This window comes from Bacterioplanes sp. CLAM21, from assembly GCF_059641015.1.
This window is the reverse complement of the sequence record NZ_CM184929.1, coordinates 303583-324837: the sequence shown is the minus strand read 5'-3', so window position 1 is coordinate 324837 and position 21255 is coordinate 303583. Positions and strand designations below refer to the sequence as shown.

General features: G+C 51.6%; 20 protein-coding genes. 8 read left to right on the top strand and 12 right to left on the bottom strand.

Annotated elements, in window-relative coordinates; genetic code table 11:
• Positions 1 to 78: 78 nt before the first annotated feature.
• The 3 genes from AC55FS_RS01490 to AC55FS_RS01480 all read right to left on the bottom strand — a co-directional run bounded on the left by AC55FS_RS01490 (position 79) and on the right by AC55FS_RS01480 (position 4875).
• Entirely contained in the window at positions 79 to 2511 is a 2433-nt protein-coding gene (locus AC55FS_RS01490; RefSeq protein ID WP_496934296.1) for an Ig-like domain-containing protein, read from the bottom strand.
• A gap of 97 nt (positions 2512 to 2608) precedes the next feature.
• The gene (locus tag AC55FS_RS01485) at positions 2609 to 3238 is read right to left on the bottom strand and encodes a sensor histidine kinase (RefSeq protein ID WP_496934295.1); all 630 of its coding nucleotides are present in this window, start codon (positions 3236 to 3238) and stop codon (positions 2609 to 2611) included.
• On the bottom strand, positions 3235 to 4875 hold the full coding sequence (locus AC55FS_RS01480) for a response regulator (protein WP_496934294.1): 1641 nt from the start codon (positions 4873 to 4875) through the stop codon (positions 3235 to 3237). Before AC55FS_RS01480 ends, AC55FS_RS01485 begins: the two co-directional genes overlap by 4 nt.
• Before the next feature lie 117 nt (positions 4876 to 4992).
• Between AC55FS_RS01480 and AC55FS_RS01475 the strand changes: the two genes are divergently transcribed.
• The gene (locus tag AC55FS_RS01475; protein WP_496934293.1) at positions 4993 to 5886 is read left to right on the top strand and encodes a lysophospholipid acyltransferase family protein; all 894 of its coding nucleotides are present in this window, start codon (positions 4993 to 4995) and stop codon (positions 5884 to 5886) included.
• A 22-nt stretch (positions 5887 to 5908) separates the two neighbouring features.
• Here AC55FS_RS01475 and AC55FS_RS01470 read toward each other — a convergent pair whose 3' ends face one another.
• The 9 genes from AC55FS_RS01470 to def all read right to left on the bottom strand — a co-directional run bounded on the left by AC55FS_RS01470 (position 5909) and on the right by def (position 13653).
• Complete coding sequence (locus AC55FS_RS01470) at positions 5909 to 6529, bottom strand: HvfX family Cu-binding RiPP maturation protein (RefSeq protein WP_496934292.1); 621 nt, start codon at positions 6527 to 6529, stop codon at positions 5909 to 5911.
• Between the two features lie 57 nt (positions 6530 to 6586).
• Entirely contained in the window at positions 6587 to 6967 is a 381-nt protein-coding gene (locus AC55FS_RS01465; RefSeq protein ID WP_496934291.1) for an HvfA family oxazolone/thioamide-modified RiPP metallophore, read from the bottom strand.
• Between the two features lie 216 nt (positions 6968 to 7183).
• Positions 7184 to 7372 carry a zf-HC2 domain-containing protein gene (locus AC55FS_RS01460; RefSeq protein ID WP_496934290.1) on the bottom strand — a complete coding sequence of 63 codons (189 nt, stop codon included), beginning with the start codon at positions 7370 to 7372 and terminating at the stop codon, positions 7184 to 7186.
• Complete coding sequence (locus AC55FS_RS01455; protein WP_496934289.1) at positions 7359 to 7949, bottom strand: sigma-70 family RNA polymerase sigma factor; 591 nt, start codon at positions 7947 to 7949, stop codon at positions 7359 to 7361. Before AC55FS_RS01455 ends, AC55FS_RS01460 begins: the two co-directional genes overlap by 14 nt.
• Positions 7950 to 7952: 3 nt before the next feature.
• A complete protein-coding gene (locus tag AC55FS_RS01450; protein WP_496934288.1) occupies positions 7953 to 9407 on the bottom strand; it encodes a TrkH family potassium uptake protein in 1455 nt (484 codons plus the stop codon).
• Positions 9408 to 9434: 27 nt separating this feature from the next.
• Positions 9435 to 10808 (bottom strand): Trk system potassium transporter TrkA, encoded by a 1374-nt coding sequence (gene trkA / locus AC55FS_RS01445; RefSeq protein WP_496934287.1) that lies wholly within the window; start codon positions 10806 to 10808, stop codon positions 9435 to 9437.
• 49 nt (positions 10809 to 10857) lie between these two features.
• Positions 10858 to 12177 (bottom strand): 16S rRNA (cytosine(967)-C(5))-methyltransferase RsmB, encoded by a 1320-nt coding sequence (gene rsmB / locus AC55FS_RS01440; protein WP_496934286.1) that lies wholly within the window; start codon positions 12175 to 12177, stop codon positions 10858 to 10860.
• On the bottom strand, positions 12174 to 13130 hold the full coding sequence (fmt, locus tag AC55FS_RS01435; protein WP_496934285.1) for a methionyl-tRNA formyltransferase: 957 nt from the start codon (positions 13128 to 13130) through the stop codon (positions 12174 to 12176). The genes rsmB and fmt overlap by 4 nt, the downstream gene beginning before the upstream one ends.
• A 1-nt stretch (position 13131) precedes the next feature.
• Positions 13132 to 13653 carry a peptide deformylase gene (gene def / locus AC55FS_RS01430; protein WP_496934284.1) on the bottom strand — a complete coding sequence of 174 codons (522 nt, stop codon included), beginning with the start codon at positions 13651 to 13653 and terminating at the stop codon, positions 13132 to 13134.
• 182 nt (positions 13654 to 13835) lie between these two features.
• Between def and AC55FS_RS01425 the strand changes: the two genes are divergently transcribed.
• The 7 genes from AC55FS_RS01425 (at position 13836) to aroE (ending at position 21238) form a co-directional block, all read left to right on the top strand.
• Entirely contained in the window at positions 13836 to 14906 is a 1071-nt protein-coding gene (locus tag AC55FS_RS01425) for a LysM peptidoglycan-binding domain-containing protein (protein ID WP_496934283.1), read from the top strand.
• A 21-nt stretch (positions 14907 to 14927) separates the two neighbouring features.
• The gene (gene dprA, locus AC55FS_RS01420) at positions 14928 to 16019 is read left to right on the top strand and encodes a DNA-processing protein DprA (protein WP_496934282.1); all 1092 of its coding nucleotides are present in this window, start codon (positions 14928 to 14930) and stop codon (positions 16017 to 16019) included.
• Between the two features lie 12 nt (positions 16020 to 16031).
• Positions 16032 to 18158 carry an ATP-binding protein gene (locus AC55FS_RS01415; RefSeq protein ID WP_496934281.1) on the top strand — a complete coding sequence of 709 codons (2127 nt, stop codon included), beginning with the start codon at positions 16032 to 16034 and terminating at the stop codon, positions 18156 to 18158.
• Entirely contained in the window at positions 18112 to 18807 is a 696-nt protein-coding gene (locus AC55FS_RS01410) for a response regulator transcription factor (RefSeq protein ID WP_496934280.1), read from the top strand. The genes AC55FS_RS01415 and AC55FS_RS01410 overlap by 47 nt, the downstream gene beginning before the upstream one ends.
• 73 nt (positions 18808 to 18880) lie before the next feature.
• A complete protein-coding gene (tsaC, locus tag AC55FS_RS01405) occupies positions 18881 to 19456 on the top strand; it encodes an L-threonylcarbamoyladenylate synthase type 1 TsaC (RefSeq protein ID WP_496934279.1) in 576 nt (191 codons plus the stop codon).
• Positions 19457 to 19465: 9 nt separating this feature from the next.
• Positions 19466 to 20407 (top strand): oxygen-dependent coproporphyrinogen oxidase, encoded by a 942-nt coding sequence (gene hemF / locus AC55FS_RS01400; RefSeq protein ID WP_496934278.1) that lies wholly within the window; start codon positions 19466 to 19468, stop codon positions 20405 to 20407.
• A gap of 9 nt (positions 20408 to 20416) precedes the next feature.
• Positions 20417 to 21238, top strand: coding sequence for a shikimate dehydrogenase (aroE, locus tag AC55FS_RS01395; RefSeq protein ID WP_496934277.1), 822 nt, complete (start codon positions 20417 to 20419; stop codon positions 21236 to 21238).
• Positions 21239 to 21255: the final 17 nt, after the last annotated feature.

Below are 21255 nucleotides of genomic sequence, written 5' to 3'. Positions count from 1 at the left end.
GCACAGTTTTGACCAACAACCGCATTGTGGCAGGGTTGTATACAAAAGGTTCAGAGCCACCTGTGATGGCGAACAGCACTAAAAGACCAGCGATGCTCCTCGTCCAACAAAGCGTTCCCCCTGGCTGTTAAAGCGAATGGTTTGACGGTGGCCAAAGGAATAGACGAAATCACCCATAAGCTCAAAATCTTCAGATTCAGGCGTGCTGACAGTGCTTGTCCAGCCATTAGCATCCAATCTGTATATCTGGGCCGAATATGTTTTACGCCCGATGCCATAGCTTTGGTCCGATGTAATCAGTGTCTGGCCCTGTGTCGCGATTTCTGATGGTACACGCGGCATAGAGGCTGGAAACGGTTGGAATTTTACTAACCCTTTGTCTGTCCACTCATAAAGGCTATATTTGCGGCTGGCATCGTAAGCTATGGTTATCCATTTATTGGAGAAAGATACAAAATCGTCTATTGCCGTTATATTGGACTGAAACATCTTTGACCATGACTCGCCATCTGAGCTGATATAATAAGTACGTGTTTTATCTTTACGATTGTCCAAAAGCGAGGTCACCAAGGTATTGTCTAGAGTGAAAATTTCTCTAGCGCTCGATCCAAGTGGCAGGTCAAATTTGTCCCAGTGTATGCCATCTTCTGATCGATAAAGAGCATCTGGCTCTGATCCAAAGTGGGTAAACAAATGGTCTTTGGTCGCAACCGTGTGACCATATATTTGCTGCTTCGGAATATTAGTGACCTGTTGAGTCCAGAAAATTCCATCATCAGAACTATATGCAATGGCATTGTTTTTATCGGATGAAATAAACCAAAATTTGCCATGATATTTAGCATACTCATTAAAAATCTTGGTACTGTAAGGTAAACGGGAAACTGCAGGCGTCACATTATGCCAGTGTATGCCGTCAAGTGTCCGGTAGCGTTCATTGGTGACACCAAATGCCCTTAACTCACCATTAAACTCATGCATATGCATCGGACGATCCTGGTGGTCCTGAGCATAATCACTATCACCCGGCAAATTTAGAGGGAAACCTTTTAAGGGTTCATTCACAACCTCAGACCCGTCTCCTAAAATGACTGCCAGATAACTGCCTTGAGCGTATTCCGGCAGCATATCTTTCTCAATATAAGGAATTGAAGTATTTGGGAATTGTGAAGAGTGAAAGTGGTCGTACCGGGAATCTGGTTTATTATTGATGTTGATTCCGAAAATGTAGCTTTTCCCCTGATAATTGATTGAGCGAGCATAATTATAGAGGGTCAGGCCGGTCAATGCGGTATTCCAGTTGCTAGGGTCGGTACTGGTAATAAACATAGGGTAGCGGTTTTTATCAGTATCTTGGTCTACTGAATCGAGGGTAGACTCCAGTCGTTGATCAGAGCCAAAATCATAAATATCGGGTACATATTTCCAGGAAACATTTCCAGTTGTGCCAGCAAAGTTAATTTCCTCCAGGGAGTAATCCAATTGGAAGTCGAGATTACCAGCATACATATCTACATTAGGTACATTGACAGCATACTCTTGCCACTGATAACCATCATCACTGACCCAACTGGTTCTGCCGAGTATGAGCAACTTGCCACCAACGGCGAAAAACGAGTAACTGTGTTTAATGTCTGGAAGAATATGATCGGTTGACCAATGTCTGCCATCGCTTGAGGATAATAGAATCTTATCGGAAGAGCAGGAGCCATTAGTGCAGTGATCCCTCTCTGCCAAAACCCAGATCTTATCGTTTAGAACAACGTATTGAGAGCTGGATATCTCATCAACAGGGAAATTGCTAGGTTCGAAAATCCAGTTATCTCCATCATCTGACGACCACAGATGAATCGGTTGGCTACCCAAGACATTGTTATCTTGATCAACCATCCATAATCGGTTGTTCAAATTGAATACTAATTTAGGATCTGGTAAGTCGTTGGAGAAACTGATGGTTTTTTCCGTCTCACCCACTTTAATGGTGTAGTAGCGATGCTGAGACAGGGTGAGCTGATCGTCTTGAATCCATTGCTGGCTGGGATCTAGCCACTCTCCACATGATTGGCCGTCACTGATACTGCAGTCTCTGTTATTTGAAGCCAATACCTGAGCACCGGCGGGTAAATCACCCAAGAATAGCTGTGAATAGTGCTCACCTATCCAAGCTTTAATGCGGTATTCATGATCCACGATTATCGGCCACTGTGCAGAATCAACGCCATTGCTTGCTGTAATAGTCGTTTTACCTGGTTGTGCTGCGGTTACAACGCCGCTATCAGTTACGCTGGCGACACTTGGATTAGAGGAAGAGTACGTCACACTTTCCGCGTTAGTGCTACGTAAGCTATTCGATAACGTTTGCCCAGGTTTTAGGTTAGAAATCTCTGTATGACTAAACTGAAAATTGCTGTTGGTGTCGTCATTGTTATCTTTTTTATCATCAGCGCCACCACAGGCGGAAATAAGAGCAGCACTTAACAGCGGCAGAGTTATTTTTTTGCAGCGGAGCATTACGATTACCACAATCTGAAATAAGGCGGCGGATGATGGTAGTAGGTATGATTAAGGTCAATCTTGTCTGTGAAGAATTTGCAATAACCTGAAGATTCTAGGGTAGGTTAATCGCCACGTGAGCGCCAATGGAACAATTTTTGAGCACAAGCAGGCCCGTCTGTTGCTCCGACCCATGGTGTTTTGCGATTAGATCAACAAAGTACAGGCCAAGGCCGGTCCCATCCTGCTTTTGACTTTTCCAATCACCTTGCAGCACTTCAGGAGGAAAGCCCGGGCCATTATCTTCGACAATGAGCTTTAGCCCATCGCTATCGTCAGCTCGGAATATAATTTCCGACGCACCGGCTTGGGCGCTATTGGTGATTATGGTAATTAGAGCGAGATGAATCAGTGTATCGCTATAAAACCCCTGACATTGCTCGTCTACCTGATTTTTAAATGTTATGCCGGGATACTGCAGTGATGTTGCTTCTATAGCGTCATTGATCGTGTCGTAAGGCCAAGCATCATCGAGAGGGAATTGGTTAATATCGTCTAGCTTATATAAGCTCAGCAATTTCAACGTGTCATTTTTAAGCCGGTTAGTTCGCTGTAAAACTGGCTGTAACAAAGAGTGAAACTCTGATGGAATATTTTCTAAAGCATCGCGCTCACAATCAAGCAAGGACTGCAATTGATTTTTGAGGTCGTGAATAACTGCAGCCACAAGTTGATCAAATTTCATAATCCCGCCGCTCGTTTAAGGCGAGTGTAGGTTTTTCTTAAACGATCATATCGAGGAAAACGCTCGTCGCTTTCACCTATATGGCCTATGCGTTTAAATAGTGCGTGGCAATCCTTTAAGTACGCGACCCGAATATCTTTTTCTTCCATATAACTGATTTTGGCTTGAATTGAATTTAACATGACACTGATGCCAGCCTCATCAAAGTCAGTGGCTTCATCAAAGGCCTCAACGGCCTGTTCATATAGCCCTTTTTCGTAGCACTCAACGCCTTTGGCATTCAGCTCAGTGGTGTATTGGCGTACCTTGATTTGATTTAGCGTTTCCTGCAGGCGCTCCCACTCTTTTTGTACAGACTCTTCGTTGCAGTCGCGCTCTTGAATAACCTTTAACAGTTTTTTCGCTTTGATATGTTGGTCGGTCTGAATATAAGCCTCAGTCATTTGCAGTTGTTGATCAACGCTGGGGTCTTCCATTTTATTGAGTATTTCTTCAGCGTGGTCAGCCGACCTTCGGGCTTTATCAGCTTGACCCATGCGCTGGAACGTTTTTCCTTCAATAATGCTGGTATCAAACATCACACCGGATTGACCCGCATAATCCTGCCGTAGCTCTTCGACATAACGCATTACTTTATCTGCGCGCAGGCGGCTGTCGCGGCCGCCATTTTCTTGTATTCGGCCCTGCACAGCCTTGGCAAACTGTATATAGTTATCTGAATTTTTATAGCAGGAATGGCGACCGAGCCTTACCGCAGCTTCAAAAGCAACCTCTGCGGTAGCAAAGTCTTCATTGGCTGTTGCTAGTTGGCCCAGCTCCATTTGTCGGCGCACGGCTTTGGGAGATATACCCACGGCTTTTTGCAAAAACTGCTGGGCCTCGGCGGGTTGCTCCAGTTCCAGCATAATGCGTGCAAGCCAGTCATAACACTGCACATATAATGGGTGCTTAACCAGAGTTTGCTTTAGCTGCGCCATGGCACCGTGGGAATCACCTAAGTGGTGCATGCAAATGGCTTGCCCTAAGCGTGCCCAAGCAACCGAGCGAATATTAAGTAGATCTGAATACACCCGTATGGCGTCGTCATACTGGTGTTGCTGCATATATAAACGACCAAGAATCCGGGTCAGCGGCATAATGAGTTTAGGTTTTTTGCTCAGTAATTGCTCACTGTGCCGTATGGCATCACTGATACGTTTTTCATCAATGGCATGGTTCACGTCGTACAAGTGAGATTTAATGTTGAGGATACGCGCCAGGCGTTCCTGCAGCATATTGAGGGTAAAGGGTTTGGTAAGGTAGGCATCGGGGTCATACTCGAGGGCACCCATGACCATGTCTACGGCATTTTCTCCCGTCACCATAACGAACAAGGCGGTTGCTCGTAAGCGTTGGGTATAGCGCGCCTCTTCCAAAATCTGTTGACCGTCTTTGCCTTTGCCCAGGTTGTAGTCGGACAGCACCATGTCATAGTCAAACTCGCGCAAGTAATTCATAGCCTCATTGCCATCGACAGCGGTATCGATATGGCTACCGCCGATCACGTTCATCATTTTTTTCAAAGAGGTGCGCGCCTCTACCAGATCATCGACAATCAGGATGCGCTTCGATGCCAGTTCGGTTTCCAGATTGATCATAGGGCCGCCGCTTATTTGGTCATTTCAGTCTAGCAGAGGCCTTCATCCGTGCTGCTGGTCCTTGCCTGTCTGAACAGGTTGCGTACACTGCCGTTTCCCGACGTTAAAGGTGTCAGTATGGGTCATTTTATTGTTGCAATTCTTAAGCTGAGCGGCCGTATCCCCTTGCCATGGGCCCAGCGTTTAGGGGCGGCTATTGGCGTAATAATGGGCTGGTATCGCAATCGCTCGCGTGAAGTCGCACGGCTGAATTTGCAGATGGTATATCCGCAGTTACCCGAACAGGAGCGACAGCAGCTGTGGCGAGAAAGTCTGCGTCACACTGGCATAGTATCGATGGAAATGGGGGTGCTGTGGGGAGCCAGCCCAGACAAAGGCCTAGCTCTGGTGCGTAAGGTGCACAATATCGAACTATTACATGAGGCGTTGGCAGCCCAGAAGGGAGTGCTGTTTTGCGTGCCACATTTGGGCAACTGGGAAATACTTAACCACTACATCACCTCCCAAACAGACGTGGTAGCCATGTACCGTCCCGCCAAAGATCCGGTGTTGGACGAATGGATGCTGAGCAGTCGCAGTAAAACTGGCATTCGCTTGGTACCGACCACATCGGGTGGGGTCAAAGAGTTGTTTAAGGCGATAAAGCGCGGTGCATTCGTTGGCATCTTGCCCGATCAAGAGCCACGTGCTCGTAGCGGTGTGTTTGCTCCCTTTATGGGCCAAGAGACACTGACACCAAAGCTGTGCCATGAGCTGCTACAGCGCAGTGATGCAGTAGCTTTATGTGGCTTTAGTCGCCGCCTGCCCAACGGTGAAGGTTTTGATATCCACTTTGTTAAACCAGATGATGCTATTTACGATAGCGATCCTGTGGTATCGGCGGGCGCGTTGAATGCAGCGATTGAGGCTTGCGTGGAGCAGGCTCCGGAGCAATACCAGTGGACCTATAAGCGCTTTAAGCGCCAGCCCAACGGCGGCAAAAACCCCTATCGGGCAGCGGGAATCCGTTGACAAACTCAGCCCATCAGCCAGCTTAGCGCTGGCTGTCGGGTAACAGAGTGAAACGTCGTGCCAGCCAGTAATCCATGCTGGTGTAGCGACCGCCGCCGGTGAAAAACAAGCTCAGCAGCATAATGAAATAGGTGGCAGCAAACTCGATACCGTTATTTAGTATCACTACGGAACCACGTCCGGTCAGCCAGGAATAGTTACCGTGCTGTTGCAAAATGGATTTGGCTCGTTGCAGTCGCTCGGCTGCTTCCAATACTCTGTCATTGGCCAGCCAGCTACTGGCGTCGGCAATGGCCAGCCAGCCGTTAGGCCAGTGGACTGTGACGGCCGCAATCACCATAGTGATCATCAATGGAATACTAATCCAACGTATTGCTAGACCTAGCAGTAATAGCACGCCACCGAAGAATTCAGTTCCAGCCGCTAAGCCCGCCAGCAACTCGGGAGCAGGCAAACCTAATCCCCACTCAGAGTTGCCAAACCAGGCGGCTGTGTCTTCAAAGTGATCGAGCTTATTCCAGCCGGCTTGCAGCATCACTGGAGCGAGATATAGGCGTAATAACAAGGGGGCCAGCCCATCGGCTACGCTGGTGCGTTGCAGTGCGTGATGAGCAGGTTGGTAAAGGTCTAACAATGTGCGCATGTAATGCTCCAGTGGCGTAGAAATCAGGGGAGAAAACTCCCCTCAATCGATGAAGGCTTAGCTGTTACCGCCGCATTTACCTTCACCACATTTGCCTTCTGATTCGGCTTTGCCACCACATTTGCCTTCGCCGCATTTACCTTCCGACTCGGCTTTGCCACCGCATTTGCCTTCGCCGCATTTACCTTCCGACTCGGCTTTGCCACCGCACTTGCCTTCGCCGCATTTACCTTCTGACTCGGCTTTGCCACCGCACTTGCCTTCGCCGCACTTACCTTCGCCGTGCTTACCGGCTAATTGATAGCCCTGGCTCAGAGTTTGTGATGCAAACGGGTTGTCTGCTTGCGAAGGTGCGCTGGCGGCTTGGCTGGCTGCGGCGGCACTCAGCAAAAAAGCGGCGGTTAAAGAGGCAGATACGGGCTTGAATGACTTTTTCATAAGGCGTTCTCATCAGTTGAATTAACGGGTTGAGCAAGGGCTCAAGAGCGCAGCTTAGCCTGCGTACTGCCTTTGTCGCGGCGATGGTCAATTCATTACAACAGATAGGAAAAAATTTCAGCCGTTGGTGGGGCGCTGTGCGCTGGTTCACACTCCTCATGCCTTACTCAAGAAAAAACGGACTTCCAGCAGCAAGGAGCTAAAAAATGTTAGGCCCTAGTCTTTTTGCTCGGGCTGGTCGCGATATTGGCGGGTAAGGTCACGCAAGGTAACGACCTGGCGACCGAATTGGCGGCAGGCGCTGCAGATGGCGGTGTGCATCTTAAGCGCCATTTTCTCGCGCACAGATAACGGCCGCTCCATGGCGTCCGATTGCAATCGTGTGGCTTGTTCACAGTTCAGCATGTCGCTCCCCTTCAAACCATTGGCTGCTTAAGCACTCGCGCAGTCGCAAGCGAGCGCGGTGTAGCAGCACGTGTACATTGCTGGTGGTCAGTGCCAGGTTGTGGCAAATCTCCTGACTGGTGAGTTCCAGCATCTCTCGCATCATAAAGACGCGCCCTTGATCGGCGGGAAGATGATTCAGGCAATGGTCAAACACGCGCCAGAAATCATCGCTTAATGCTTGCTGGTCGGTGCCACTCCAAGCTCCAGGCTTGCGTTCGCTATGCCAATGTCCGCGCTGATCAAACCATGAGTCGTCGCCATCACCGCATTCATTACACTCATCGTACGAGTCACTTTCTAGATTGCGATAACGTTTGCGCAACAGGTCGGAAATCTTGTTGCGCAAGATAGTAAATATCCAGGTTTTTAGCGCTGCCTTGTGGGCAAAGCGTTCGGCGTTTTTAAAGGCGCCGGCCAGTGCTTCTTGCACCGCATCTTCAGCTTCCTGCTCGTGATTTAACTGCGAGCGCGCAAATGCCAGCATTTGTGTGCGTACTTGGCTTACAAAGGCCGGATCGTGCAGTGAATCTGTCATAGGCTAGCTCCGCCAGAACGCTGGGCTGATCAGTACCAACAGGGTGAAAATTTCTAACCGCCCTAACAGCATAGTCAGAGATAAAATCCACTTGGCGGCGTCGGTAATATCGCCGTAGTGAGCTGCCACGTCGCCCAGTCCTGGGCCGAGGTTGTTCAGGCAGGCACCGACGGCAGAAAAGGCGGTGACGTGGTCAAGGCCGGTGGCCAGCAACGCCAGCATCATCACTAGATAGGTGATGACGTAGAGGGCAAAAAAGCCCCAAACGGCTTCTAATACGCGCTCATTCACTGGCGCATTGCCCAGTTTGACCGGAATGATGGCATTGGGGTGAATCAAGCGGCGGATTTCACGCACCCCCTGTTTATGAATCAGCAGTACTCGAATGGCCTTCATACCACCGCCAGTGGAGCCTGCACAGCCGCCAATAAAGGCCATCATAAACAGCAGCACCGGCAAGAAAATGGGCCAAACAGAAAAGTCTGAGGTGCCAAAGCCTGTGGTGGTGGCGACGGAAACCACCTCAAACACGCCGTAGCGTAGCGACTCAAGCCAGCCATAGGTGTCGGTCAGGTACAGGGCTGGCACCGTCAGCACAATGCCACCGGCAATCACAAAGAAGAAAAATTTCAGCTCGGAGTCGCGCATATAGTGCACCAGAGCTTGGGTTTTGTTATGCCAAGCAAAAAAATGCAAACCGAAGTTAAGCGCGGATATCAGCATAAACACCACGGCGATCATTTCGATGGCTGCGCTATCAAAATGACCAATGCTGGCGTCGTAAGTCGAAAAACCGCCGATGGCGACGGTAGCAAAGCTGTGAGCAACGGCGTCAAAGGCATCCATTCCGGCAAACCAATACGCACTGGCGCAACTGATGGTGAGCATCAAATAGATGTTCCACAGTGCCTTCGCGGTTTCTGCTATGCGTGGGGTGAGTTTGGAATCCTTGATTGGCCCTGGCGTCTCCGCCCGAAATAGCTGCATGCCACCAATGCCTAGCATCGGCAAGATAGCGACCGCCAATACGATAATGCCCATACCGCCTAGCCATTGCAGTTGCTGGCGGTACCATAAAATGGACTTGGGCAGATGCTCGATCCCGGTGATGACGGTGGCACCCGTGGTCGTCCAGCCCGATAAAGACTCAAAAAAGGCATCGGTAAAGCTTAAGCTGGGATTATCGGCCAGCATAAACGGAAAGGAGCCAGTAAGAGACAAGACCAGCCAGAACAACACTGTGATTAAGAAGCCGTCTCGGGTGCGTAGGTCCTGGCGGACCTTACGCACAGGTAACCAGCAAAAAAATCCCAGTCCAAAAATCAGCAGCAAGGCGGTGGCAAAGGCCTGAGTGGCATTGTCGTTGTACCACATCGACACCAGCATGGGAGGCAGCATGGTGAGACTGAATAGCATCAACAGAATGCCCAGCACACGTGCGATCACGGTAAAGTGCATAAATTATAAATCCTTTAATTACCGTGCTTAAAAGAAGCCCAATCCGACCTGGAATAAACGCTCAACATCACTGATATGACGTTTATCAACCACAAACAGAATAACGTGATCTTCTGACTGAATGACGACGTCAGAGGTCGCCATAATCACTTCTTCGCCACGGACTACTGCACCTATGGTGGTGCCTGGTGGCAGGGTAATCTCGCTGATGCTGCGACCAACCACTTTCGACGAGCGACTGTCGCCATGGGCGATGGCTTCTATGGCTTCGGCGGCACCGCGTCGCAGCGAGTGTACGTTGGCAACATCACCACGGCGAACATGAGTTAACAGGCTGCCAATGGTGGCTTGTTGCGGTGAAATGGCGACATCGATCATGCCGCCCTGAACCAAGTCGACGTACGCTGCCTTGTTGATCAGGGTCATCACCTTGCGTGCGCCCAAGCGCTTGGCCAGCAAAGACGACATGATATTCACTTCATCATCGTTGGTGAGGGCGCAGAACACATCGGTGTTTTCGATGTTTTCTTCTTCCAGCAAGGCTTTATCCGTGGCGCTGCCAAACAGTACTACGGTGTGCTTAAGGTTCTCGCTCAAGTACTTGGCACGGTCACGGGAATGCTCAATCAGCTTAAGGCGATAATCACGTTCCAGGGTTTTGGCTAAGCGATAGCCAATATTGCCGCCACCAGCAATGATGATGCGCTTATAAGAATCCTCAGCGCGTCTGAGCTCGCCCATGACGGCGCGAATATTGTCTTTGGCGGCAACAAAAAAGACCTCATCATCGGCTTCTATAACGGTACTGCCGACTGGCTCAATGGCCTGGCCACGGCGGAATATCGCCGCCACACGGGCATCGATATTGGGCAAATGCTCTTTGAGAGTTTGAATCTGCTGCCCCACCAACAAGCCGCCGTAAAAGGCTTTAACGGCCACCAGCTGGACCTTGTTATTGGCAAAATCCAGCACCTGCAGCGACCCTGGGTATTGCAGCAAGCGGCTGACGTATTCGGTTACCACCTTTTCAGGGGAGATGAGTACGTCGATGGGAAAACCTTCATCGCTGAACAAGCCCGTTTCTTTCAGATAAGCATTGGCGCGAATGCGACTGAGCTTTTTCGGCGTGCGAAACAGGGTAAAGGCCACTTGGCAGGCGACCATATTGGTCTCATCCGAGTTGGTGACGGCAATCAGCAGGTCGGCGTCATCGGCCTCGGCATCGGCTAATACCTTCGGATGTGAGGCACTGCCACACACGGTTTTGATGTCGATACGATCCTGCAGCTCACGCAAGCGCTCCTGATCGGTATCCACCACGGTAATGTCATTTTGCTCGTTGGCCAGGTTCTCGGCCAGCGTACCGCCGACCTGACCAGCACCGAGAATAATGATCTTCATATGCGACCTCTGTCAGTGAGCCAGGATCGCTGGCTCGAAGGCGGTTGCGTTAAGCTTTATGCAGCAGGGCGTAATAAAACCCGTCGTGGCCATCTGTTTGCGGTAGCAGTTGGCGACCGGCATTACAGGCATTTCCCCACGGTTTGTCCAGTGTCTGCACGCTAGCATCGGCATTTTGCGACACAAATTGAGCAATTTGCTCGCTGTTCTCCTGCGGCAGCACGGAGCAGGTGGCGTAAAGCAAACGCCCGCCGGGTCGTAAGGCCTTCCAGGCCAGCGACAGCAGTTGTGCTTGAGTCTGCGCCAAGGCAGCAATGTCTTCGCGGCGGCGCAATAGCTTGATATCTGGATGACGGCGAATAACACCGGTCGCTGAGCACGGCACATCCAGCAGGATGGCATCGTATTGCTGCTCGGGCCAGCTGTCAGGGGCTAGCATATCGGCGCACAAGATCTGTGCTGATAGTTGCAAGCGTTCAAGATTCTCTTGGACCCGCTCTAAGCGTGATGCGTCGATATCAGCGGCGGTCACCTGGGCATCAGCCATTTCTAACAAATGGCAGGTTTTACCGCCAGGAGCGGCACAGGCATCCAGTATCTGTTCGCCTGCTTGTGGCTGTAACAGCTGCGCCGCCAGTTGGGCCGCTTCGTCTTGCACGCTAACAAAACCGGCAGCAAAACCCGGTAGGGTGGTGACATCGAGGCCAGTGTTTAGGTAGATACCATCATCACTGAAGGGTGCTGGACGAGCGTCGATCTCGGCCTGCTGCAACTGCTGCAAATAGTCATCACGACTGACTTGGCGACGGTTGACGCGCAAGCACAAGGGGGGCTTATCGTTGTTGTTGCGGAGAATGTCGTCGACCTGATCTGGCCAGGCTTTGCTCAGCATTTTGACTAACCATTTAGGATGGCTGCTGGCGGTCACTGGATTGTCGTCCAGTGCGTGTGTCAGACTTTCGTACTCGCGACCAAAACGTCGCAGGCAAGCGTTGATCACTGCCTTGCCATAGCCCTTGCCCAGTTCTTCACAGCCACTCACGGTGGCATGTACAGCTGCATGAGGTGCCTTGCCTTGCACATGTAACTGATACAAGCCGATGACTAATAAGGCGTGTAGATCCTGGTCGCTGTCATCAAACGGGTTTTTCAGCAGCATTTTGGCCAGCGCATTGAGACGCTGAAAATGGCGGCAACTGCCCAATACCATGTCGCGCAAAAAGCCGCGATCGGCTTGGTCAACGCGTTGCTCTAAGGTTGGCAACAGCTGGTTGAGGGATTGCCCTTGCATAACACCGGCCAGTGCCCGTGCAGCGGCCGCACGGGCAGACAAGGAGGCGCTACTGGCGCCGTACAAAGATGATTTCACACTGGGCTCACTGCACTGAAAACGTAGTTGGGCTGTAGCAATTGCGGCTGGCCATTGATGATGTCAGCCACGGACATGGCCTTTTTGCCCGCTAGCTGTAGCTGAGTGAGGCGCAACAGGCCCTGGCCACAGGCGACTTCAACGCCCTCACTGTCGACAGCAACTATGGTGCCTGGCAGCAGATGATGGGGTTTATGTAAGGCCTGTGCTGCAACGATGCGTATGCGCTCACTGCCTAGAATGGAGTAGCTCATGGGCACCGGGTTAAAGGCGCGTATTTGCAACGCCAATTCGGAACAGGGACGCGACCAGTCGATCTGTGCTTCCTGTTTGCTGAGTTTATGGGCGTAGCAGGCTTGCTCGTGTTGCTGCTGTTCGGGCTGCAATTGGCCGTTTTCTAGTGCGTGTAGGGTATCGAGCAGGGCTGCCGGGCCGAGTTCGGCCAGTCGATCGTGCAAACTACCGCCGGTATCTTCCTGACTGATCACCGTCGTGAGCTTGTGCAACATATCGCCTGTGTCTAAGCCTTCATCCATTTGCATGATGGTAATGCCGGTACAGCTGTCGCCGGCTTCTAGACAGCGCTGAATGGGTGCTGCACCACGCCAGCGCGGTAACAGTGAGGCATGTACGTTAAGACAGCCATTGCGTGGTGCATCCAAGACGGACTTCGGCAATAACAGGCCATAAGCGACCACCACCATGACATCGGCCTGATGCGCTTGCAGCTGCTCAACATCTTCTGCGTGTTTGAAGTTAAGCGGCTGATAAACCGCTAACTGGTGCTCATGGGCCAGTGCTTTGACCGCACTGGGCTGCATTTTTTTGCCACGCTTAGCGGGGCGGTCAGGCTGGGTGTAAACGGCGACTATGTCGTGCTCGCTGTCGATCAATGCCTGTAAGTGCACCGCGGCAAACTCAGGTGTACCGGCAAAAATAACTTTCAATGACATATCAGCGTTGTCCCTGGCGCGCTTCGAGCTTGTGTTTTTTATCGAGTTTGTCTTTGATGCGCTTACGCTTGAGCGGCGACAGGTAATCGACCATTAGCTTGCCTTCCAAGTGGTCCACCTCATGTTGGATACATACCGCCAGAAGACCACGGCACTCCATTTCGAAGGATTGGCCGTTTCGGTCCAGTGCTTTTACTAAGCAGTGCTCAATCCTGGAAATTTCTTCGTAAAAGCCAGGCACGGACAAGCAGCCTTCCTGCATACTTTCAATTTCGCCTTCCAGCACGGTGATTTCAGGGTTGATGAACACCAGCGGCTCGCTGTTATCCTCGGACACATCGATGGTAATAATGCGCTCGTGAACATTCACCTGAGTGGCCGCTAAGCCTATCCCTGGTGCGTCATACATGGTGTCGAACATGTCGTCGATAATGCGACGAATGCGGTCATCTACTTGCTGCACTGGAGTAGCAACGGTACGCAGGCGGGGATCTGGGTATTCGAGGATATCGAGTATGGCCATAGTATCTCTGTCGATAGATTTCTCGTGCTTTATAGAACAGCAAGCTATTGACTTGCTAAACTGGCTGGCGATACAGAAAGAAAGCTAGTGCGCGGTTCCTGCCAAAATGCAGGAGCGGCTATGTCGCCGCGGCGCTGTCGACTGCGCATCGTCAGATGCGTTTATGATAAAGGGAATACAGGATGAGCAAAACCATCAAGCGCGTTCTTCTTACCGGTTTGCTGTGTCTGTCGACTACGGTCGCAGCCTTACCGTTGAAAGCAGACGCTCCGCAGCGTTACACGGTGAAAGATGGCGACACTCTGTGGCACATCTCCGAACGTTTCACCGATGATCCATGGCAGTGGCCGGAAATCTGGTACCTGAATCGTCAAATTGAAGATCCTCATTTGATTTTCCCTGGGGACGAGTTGGCATTGATCGATGTCGGTGGCGAGACCCGTGTGACGGTCGTTAAACGCGGTCAAAGTGCCCGCACGGTCAAACTGTCACCTGGCTCTGAGCCTGGGACCATGAAAATGCATCCAATGGTACGCGTTGAGCCCATTGAGTCAGCCATCCCTGCTATCCCAATGGATGCTGTTCGCGGCTTCTTACGTGATCATCGTGTGGTCGAGCAGAAAGAACTGGATGAGGCTCCTCGAGTACTGTCGGGTAGCGACGGCCACTTGTTAATGGGCGCCGGTAGTACCATTTACGCCCGTGGCGAGATAGGTGAGCAGGTTGCTGCTGCCTACTCGATATACCGCCGTGGCCAGGTTTACATCGATCCTAAGACCGAGGAAGTGTTGGGTTTAGAGGCTCTCGACATTGGCCAGGGGCGTGTAACAGACGTTAATGACGATATTCTAACGCTCGAACTTGAACGCACTAATCAGCAGGTCTCTGTTGGCGATCGTTTACTACAGACAGAAGACCGCACTTTGTTGTCTCGCTTCATCCCCAAGGCTCCAAAGCGGGAGGTTGATGGGCAGATTTTAGCGGTGTCTGGTGGTGTATCGCAGGTTGGCCAGTTTGATGTGGTGGCACTCAATCGTGGCGAACGTGATGGTTTGGAAGCTGGTAGTGTTCTCCTGGTGAAGAAAGAGGGAGAGGTGGTCTATGACCGCGCCGTTGACGAGTATGTGCGTCTGCCATCAGAACGAGCGGGTGTGATGATGGTGTTCCGTACCTATGAAAAGATGTCTTACGGCTTGATCATGCGTGCCACCAAGCCTTTGCGTGTTGGAGATCACTTCTCTTCACCTAACTAACGTCTTAATGGAATATAAACAATGCTCACGGATGAGCAGTTACTCGCCTGGTGGCGGTTACGCCGCCTGCCAGGGATCGGAAATATCGCTGTTAATCGCGTTCGCCTGCAGCTAGACGATCCCGCCCAGTTATTTAGCTCAACCGTCGAGCAACTCATTGATTTCGGCTTAACGCTGCACGCCGCCCAAAATTGGCAACAACAAGCAAGTTTGAGCCAAGGCTTTGAGATGCTACAGCATTGGCGTCAGCAGCCTGACTGTTATGTGTTGCTAGCCGGCGTATCGCCTTACCCTGAATGCTTATCCGCCTTATCGGATGCCCCCATCCTGTTGTATGCCCGTGGCGATTTAACGGCATTAGAGCAACCTTGCATTGCTATGGTCGGTAGTCGCAACCCCAGTCACTATGGCATTGATTGGGCGCAGCAGTGTGCCAACCGTTTGGCTGGAGCGGGCCTGACCGTAGTGTCTGGCTTAGCGTTGGGCATTGATGGTGCCAGTCATCAAGGTGCTGTTGAGCAAGGGCGTAGCATTGCGGTGCTCGGCTGTGGCGCCGATATTATCTACCCGCGCCGGCATCTGAAACTGGCTCAGCAAGTGCTCGAGCAGGGGCTAATTGTGTCGGAGTTTGAACCAGGCACTGCACCTAGGGCGCAACAGTTCCCCTCCCGCAACCGCATCATCAGTGGTCTAAGCCTAGGAACTGTGGTGGTGGAGGCGACGTTGAAAAGCGGCTCGCTTATCACTGCTGGTTTGGCTGCAGAGCAGGGCCGTGACGTCATGGCATTACCAGGGGCTGTGAATAATCCGCTCAGTCATGGCTGCCATCAGCTGATTCGCGACGGTGCTACGCTAGTGCGTGATGCTGACGATGTATTGCAGCAGATTGGCTGGTTTGAACGGCAGCCGCAGCCTGCTTCGCTGGCAATGATACCATCCACGGCAGATAGCCAACCGAGCTTGCTGGCCTGTATTGATTACGGACCAACATCAGTGGATGCCATTGCTGTGCGCAGCCAGTTGCCGGTAGCAGAATTATTGCCGCAGCTCTTGGAGCTGGAGCTTGCTGGCTGGTTGACACAAAGCGCAGGTGGATTTGTAAGGATACGCTGACAGGAGTCGCCTATGGGACCTGCTTTTCATTATCAGGCCTTTGCCATGATAGCCACCGCTTGTGCCGTTTTTTTATGGCCATTGTATTTGTTAAATCGCCATCAGCCGGCGATGCGTCCTTGGCTATGGGCGTCATTGTGCTTACCGGTGGGAACCATATTATTACCGTTGCAGCTGCAAGGGGATGTCTGGTGGGGAGTCACCTTTGCTAACCACTGTCTGCTGTTGTGGAACATCTTCACGGTAATTGGGTTGCTGCTTTATTGCGGCTGGGATGAAGGCCGGGTATGGCGTTTAATGATCACACTCTTCTTACTTATTAGCCTACCGTTTAACTATTTCACCTGGGTCGATTTTGATACTCGTTCCCGCATTCTGATTTTTAGCCTTATGTACATTTTGCTGTATGGCATTGGTGCTACCGTCCTCTGGCAGCGTTTTGGACTGCGTACCGGGCGCTATGGCGTTAACTTGTTGTTTGCCATGTGCAGCTTGATGGCGGTCATTATGGTGTTGAGGGTGCCCGCGGTGTTATTCGATGTCAGCTTTGACTCGATATTGGAGGGGCGCCTAATCAACTTAATCGTCTCCAGTGTGGGTTACTTCGTTGCTTACGGCTTGGTGTTGAGCTTTGCCCTATTGATGCAAGAAGACCGGCAGCTGGAACTCCAGTTACTGCAGCAACAAGCGCAGCACAATGCGGCGGTGAAAAGCCATTTTTTGGCGACCTTAAGCCATGAACTACGAACTCCACTCAATGCCATTACCGGTATTGCAGAAAAGCTACAAAACGACTGTCACGATGCAATGCAAAAGCAGGATTGCAGCTTGATTATTGATCAGGCTATGGGTCTGTCGAAGCTAGCCCGCGATGTGTTAATGCAGTCAGAACAAGAGCATTCAGAAATTTCGCGCCCACAGCAAGCCGTGATGTTGAATCATTGGCTGCGCTGCTTGATAGCCGGTTTGCAACCTGTAGTTCAGCGGCCAAATGTTCTGCTGGAATTGATCTGCCATACCGATCTCGGTTGTCGCCAAATAGACAGCGTACGATTACGCCAGACGCTAACCAACTTGATCGGTAATGCCATCAAATACACCCAACAAGGCAGTATCCGATTGCAAGTCACCGCCGTTGATGAAGGTCGTATTCGCTTTGACGTTGAAGATACAGGTTGCGGCTTAGCAGCAGAAGATATCCCTAGGCTGTTACAGCCATTTACTCGGGCCGATAGTGCGCGTGAACAGGAAGGCAGTGGCTTGGGGTTATCGTTAGCCCAGCAATGGCTGCGGCAAATGGGTAGCCAACTTGATTGCGTTAGCTGGCCTGGGGTTGGTAGTCGTTTTGGGTTTACCTTAGCGCTAGAGCCTGCTGATGTGCAGCTTGAAGATCCAGTGTCGGTCGAGAACAGTTCAGTGGATATCGCATTGTCGGTATTGGTGGTGGAGGACGTATTGCTCAATCGCGAGTTGGTGGTGAATCAGCTGCGCCAGATGGGTCATTGGGTCGCCAGTGTTGCTAGCTTGGCTGAAGCTCGATTACATAGGCAGCAACATCATGTCGATGTCATCCTGTTAGACATGAACCTGCCCGATGGCGATGGCTTAAGCCTATTGCCTTGGTTAAAACAGCAGCAGCTCGATAGCAAGGTCATCGCTTTCACTGCCGATAGCAGTCCAAGGCGACTGCAGCAACTGCAGCAGTCTGGCCTAGACGGTGTCGTTAATAAGCCGGTAACACAAAACATGCTAAAAGCAGCGTTACAGCCGCTGCAGCTGGCAGTGGCTGATCCTATTATCGACAGGCTACAGCTGTCTCAGACTCGCCGGCACATTCCAGAAACGCAATGGCCGCAGCAACTTGAGCAGGCATTGCAGCGACTGCAGCAGGAGACGCCGATTAGTGTGGACGATGAGCAGTGGCGTGCCAAAGTGCATCGCATCGCCAGTCAAAGCAGTAGTTTGGGATTACAACGACTGCGGCTATTGGCGCTTGAGTTACTTGACCAAACTGAGCAGATAGAATCTTATCAGTGTGTTCGTCTACAACAGCTGTTGTTGTTCAGTATCGAATGTCTCAAGGAGCAGAGCCATGCTGGAATACGAAACACAGATACCCTTACTGTTGCTGGAGGATGATGGCCTACTGCAGCAGTCATTAGCCTTCTTTTTGACTCAACAGGGGTTTCAAGTCAGTTGTGCAGAAACGTTGCAGCAGGCGCGTCAACTGCTGTTGCAGATAACACCGCGTATCCTGATTGCCGATGTTTCTTTGCCCGATGGCGAAGCCATGAGTTTGGTGCCAGATCTGCCAGCCCAGTGTGGCAGCATATTGATATCGGTTCACGATGGTGACCAAGATCGCATTCGAGGTCTGCAAGCCGGCGCCGATGATTATGTCTGCAAGCCCGTTAACTATGACGAGCTGCTGTTGCGTATAGAGGCACTATTGCGGCGTATACCGGAAACGGACCCTGACGGCATTCACTTTCTAGGTTTTCAGTTAAATGTGGAAACCCGGGTACTGAGTAAAGACAATGAACACGTCAGTTTGGGCGAACAGGAAATGAATTTGCTGCTGCGCTTATTAGCTAATCAAGGGCAATTGGTTGCACGCGATCGACTAGAACATTGTGTCTATGGCGATGTTTGTGAAGACGCCTGGAAACGCCGCCGTGCCATGGATGTATTGATCAGCCGATTAAGACGCAAGCTGACGCTGGATGGGGTATGCGACAATCGTATTGTCGCCTATCGTGGCCAGGGTTATATGCTGGTTGCGGGTTAACTCACGTGGCTGACCCTTGTGAGGGCAGCCGCCTTGGGTTAGTGTGCAAAGCTAATCTGTATTTGATCAACCCATGAAGACACCGTCCGACAAACCTCCACCTGGAACACTTCCTTCACATTTGGCGCAGGCTGCTTTGCGCGTACAGCAAGGCGATATCTTGGCTTACCCGACCGAAGCCGTTTGGGGGGTGGGCTGTGATCCGGCCAATGAGCAAGCTTTAGAACACCTGTTAGCCTTAAAGCAGCGGCCCTGGCAAAAGGGTCTGATTGTTGTTGCCGCCGATTTGTCACAGCTGGACGACTATCTGTTGCCACTATCGGCCGAAGCTAAGGCTATGGTGCTGCCCGGTTGGCCCGGCCCCAACACCTGGCTGTTACCCTGCTACGACCGTGTGTCGCCGTTGCTGCGTGGCGAACATCAAACGTTAGCGGTTCGAATCAGCGCCCATCCATTGGTGCAGGCGTTGTGCCATCAATGTGGTCCACTGGTATCGACCTCTGCTAATCCAGCCGGTGAGCCACCGGCGTTGTCGCAACAGCAAGTGCAGCAGTACTTTGCTGATGGTGTTTTCTGCGTGCCTGGTGAACTGGGTGATCGCGATCGACCTTCTGATATCCGCACGCTGGATGGCCAGCGTTTACGTTAAGGAACCCCTATGAGTCAGTGTGATGTGGCTGCGGTAAAAGCCTACTTGCTGGATTTACAACAGCGAATTTGTGACGCGCTGGAAGCAGAAGACGGCAGCGCTCGTTTTCAACACGATGACTGGCAGCGTGAACCCAGCGCGCAAAATAGCCTGCGCGGCGAAGGGCGTACCCGGGTAATGGCCAATGGCCAGGTGGTGGAAAAAGGCGGCGTTAACTTTTCTCATGTCTATGGTGATCAGCTGCCAGCGTCAGCCACTGCCTCTCGACCAGAACTGGCGGGGCGTAGCTTTCAAGCTTTAGGGGTGTCTCTGGTAATCCACCCCCACAATCCTTATGTGCCGACTTCCCACGCCAATGTACGTTTGTTTGTTGCCGAAAAAGAAGGTGAAGAGCCGGTATGGTGGTTCGGCGGCGGTTTTGATCTTACGCCATTTTATCCGTTTGAAGAGGATGTGGTGCATTGGCATCAAACTGCTAAGAATCTATGCCAACCGTTTGGCGACCAGGTGTATGCGCGTTACAAGCGCTGGTGCGACGACTACTTTTTCCTCAAGCACCGCAACGAAACTCGTGGCGTGGGCGGTTTGTTCTTTGATGATCTGAATCGCTGGGACGGCGATGACGCAGATTTTGAACGCAGTTTTGCCTTTATGCAGGCGGTAGGTAATGGTTATATCGACGCCTATCTGCCGATTATGGCGCGCCGCAAGGACTACGAGTTTGGCGAGCGGGAACGTAAATTTCAATGCTATCGCCGCGGACGCTACGTCGAGTTTAACTTGGTGTTTGACCGCGGCACCATCTTTGGGCTGCAAAGTGGTGGCCGTACCGAATCCATCTTGATGTCGATGCCACCCGTCGCTCATTGGGACTACGACTGGCAGCCTGAGGCCGGCTCCTGGGAAGAGCGCCTCTACACCGACTTCTTGCCGCACAAAGATTGGGTATAAGGACATTGAATGGCTGATTTATACGCCGTGATGGGCAATCCCATCGCCCACAGCAAGTCTCCTCAAATTCACAGCGCCTTTGCCGAGCAAACAGGTGAGACCGTGATTTATTCCGCCATGCTGGTACCAATGGATGGCTTTGACGATGCCGTCAGCCAGTTTTTCCGCCGTGGCGGCAAAGGCTTAAATGTGACGGTGCCGTTCAAAGAACAGGCATTTCGCTACGCCGATCTGCACAGCGAGCGTGCTCAACGCGCCCAGGCTGTGAATACCCTAGTGATGCAAGCTGATGGTCAGCTGTTAGCCGACAATACCGACGGTGTTGGTTTGTTAACTGACCTGACGGTGAATCATGGCATTGAGTTAGCGGCTAAACGTATTTTGCTACTAGGCGCTGGCGGAGCGGTGCGCGGTGTTCTGCAGCCACTGTTGGCGCAGCAGCCAGCCGAGGTGGTGATTGCCAATCGTACGCTAGCCAAAGCCCAAACTCTGGCCACCGATTTTGCTGACCTAGGCAACCTTCAAGGCTGTGGTTTCGAGCAGCTCAGTGGCAACTTTGATGTGGTGATTAACGGCACCTCGGCTAGTTTAAGCGGTGAGCTACCACCGCTGCCAGCGGGGCTGGTCGATGGTCATACGGCCTGTTACGACATGATGTACGGTGCTGACATGACGGTATTTAGCCAGTGGGCACAACAGCAAGGTGCCGCCATTACTCTAGATGGCCTTGGCATGCTGGTAGAGCAAGCGGCTGAAGCCTTTACTCTGTGGCGTGGCGTGCGACCCGACACCCGCGAGGTGATTGCTGCGATCCGTGCAACGTTAAAATAGCAAGGCCTGGCCGGAGC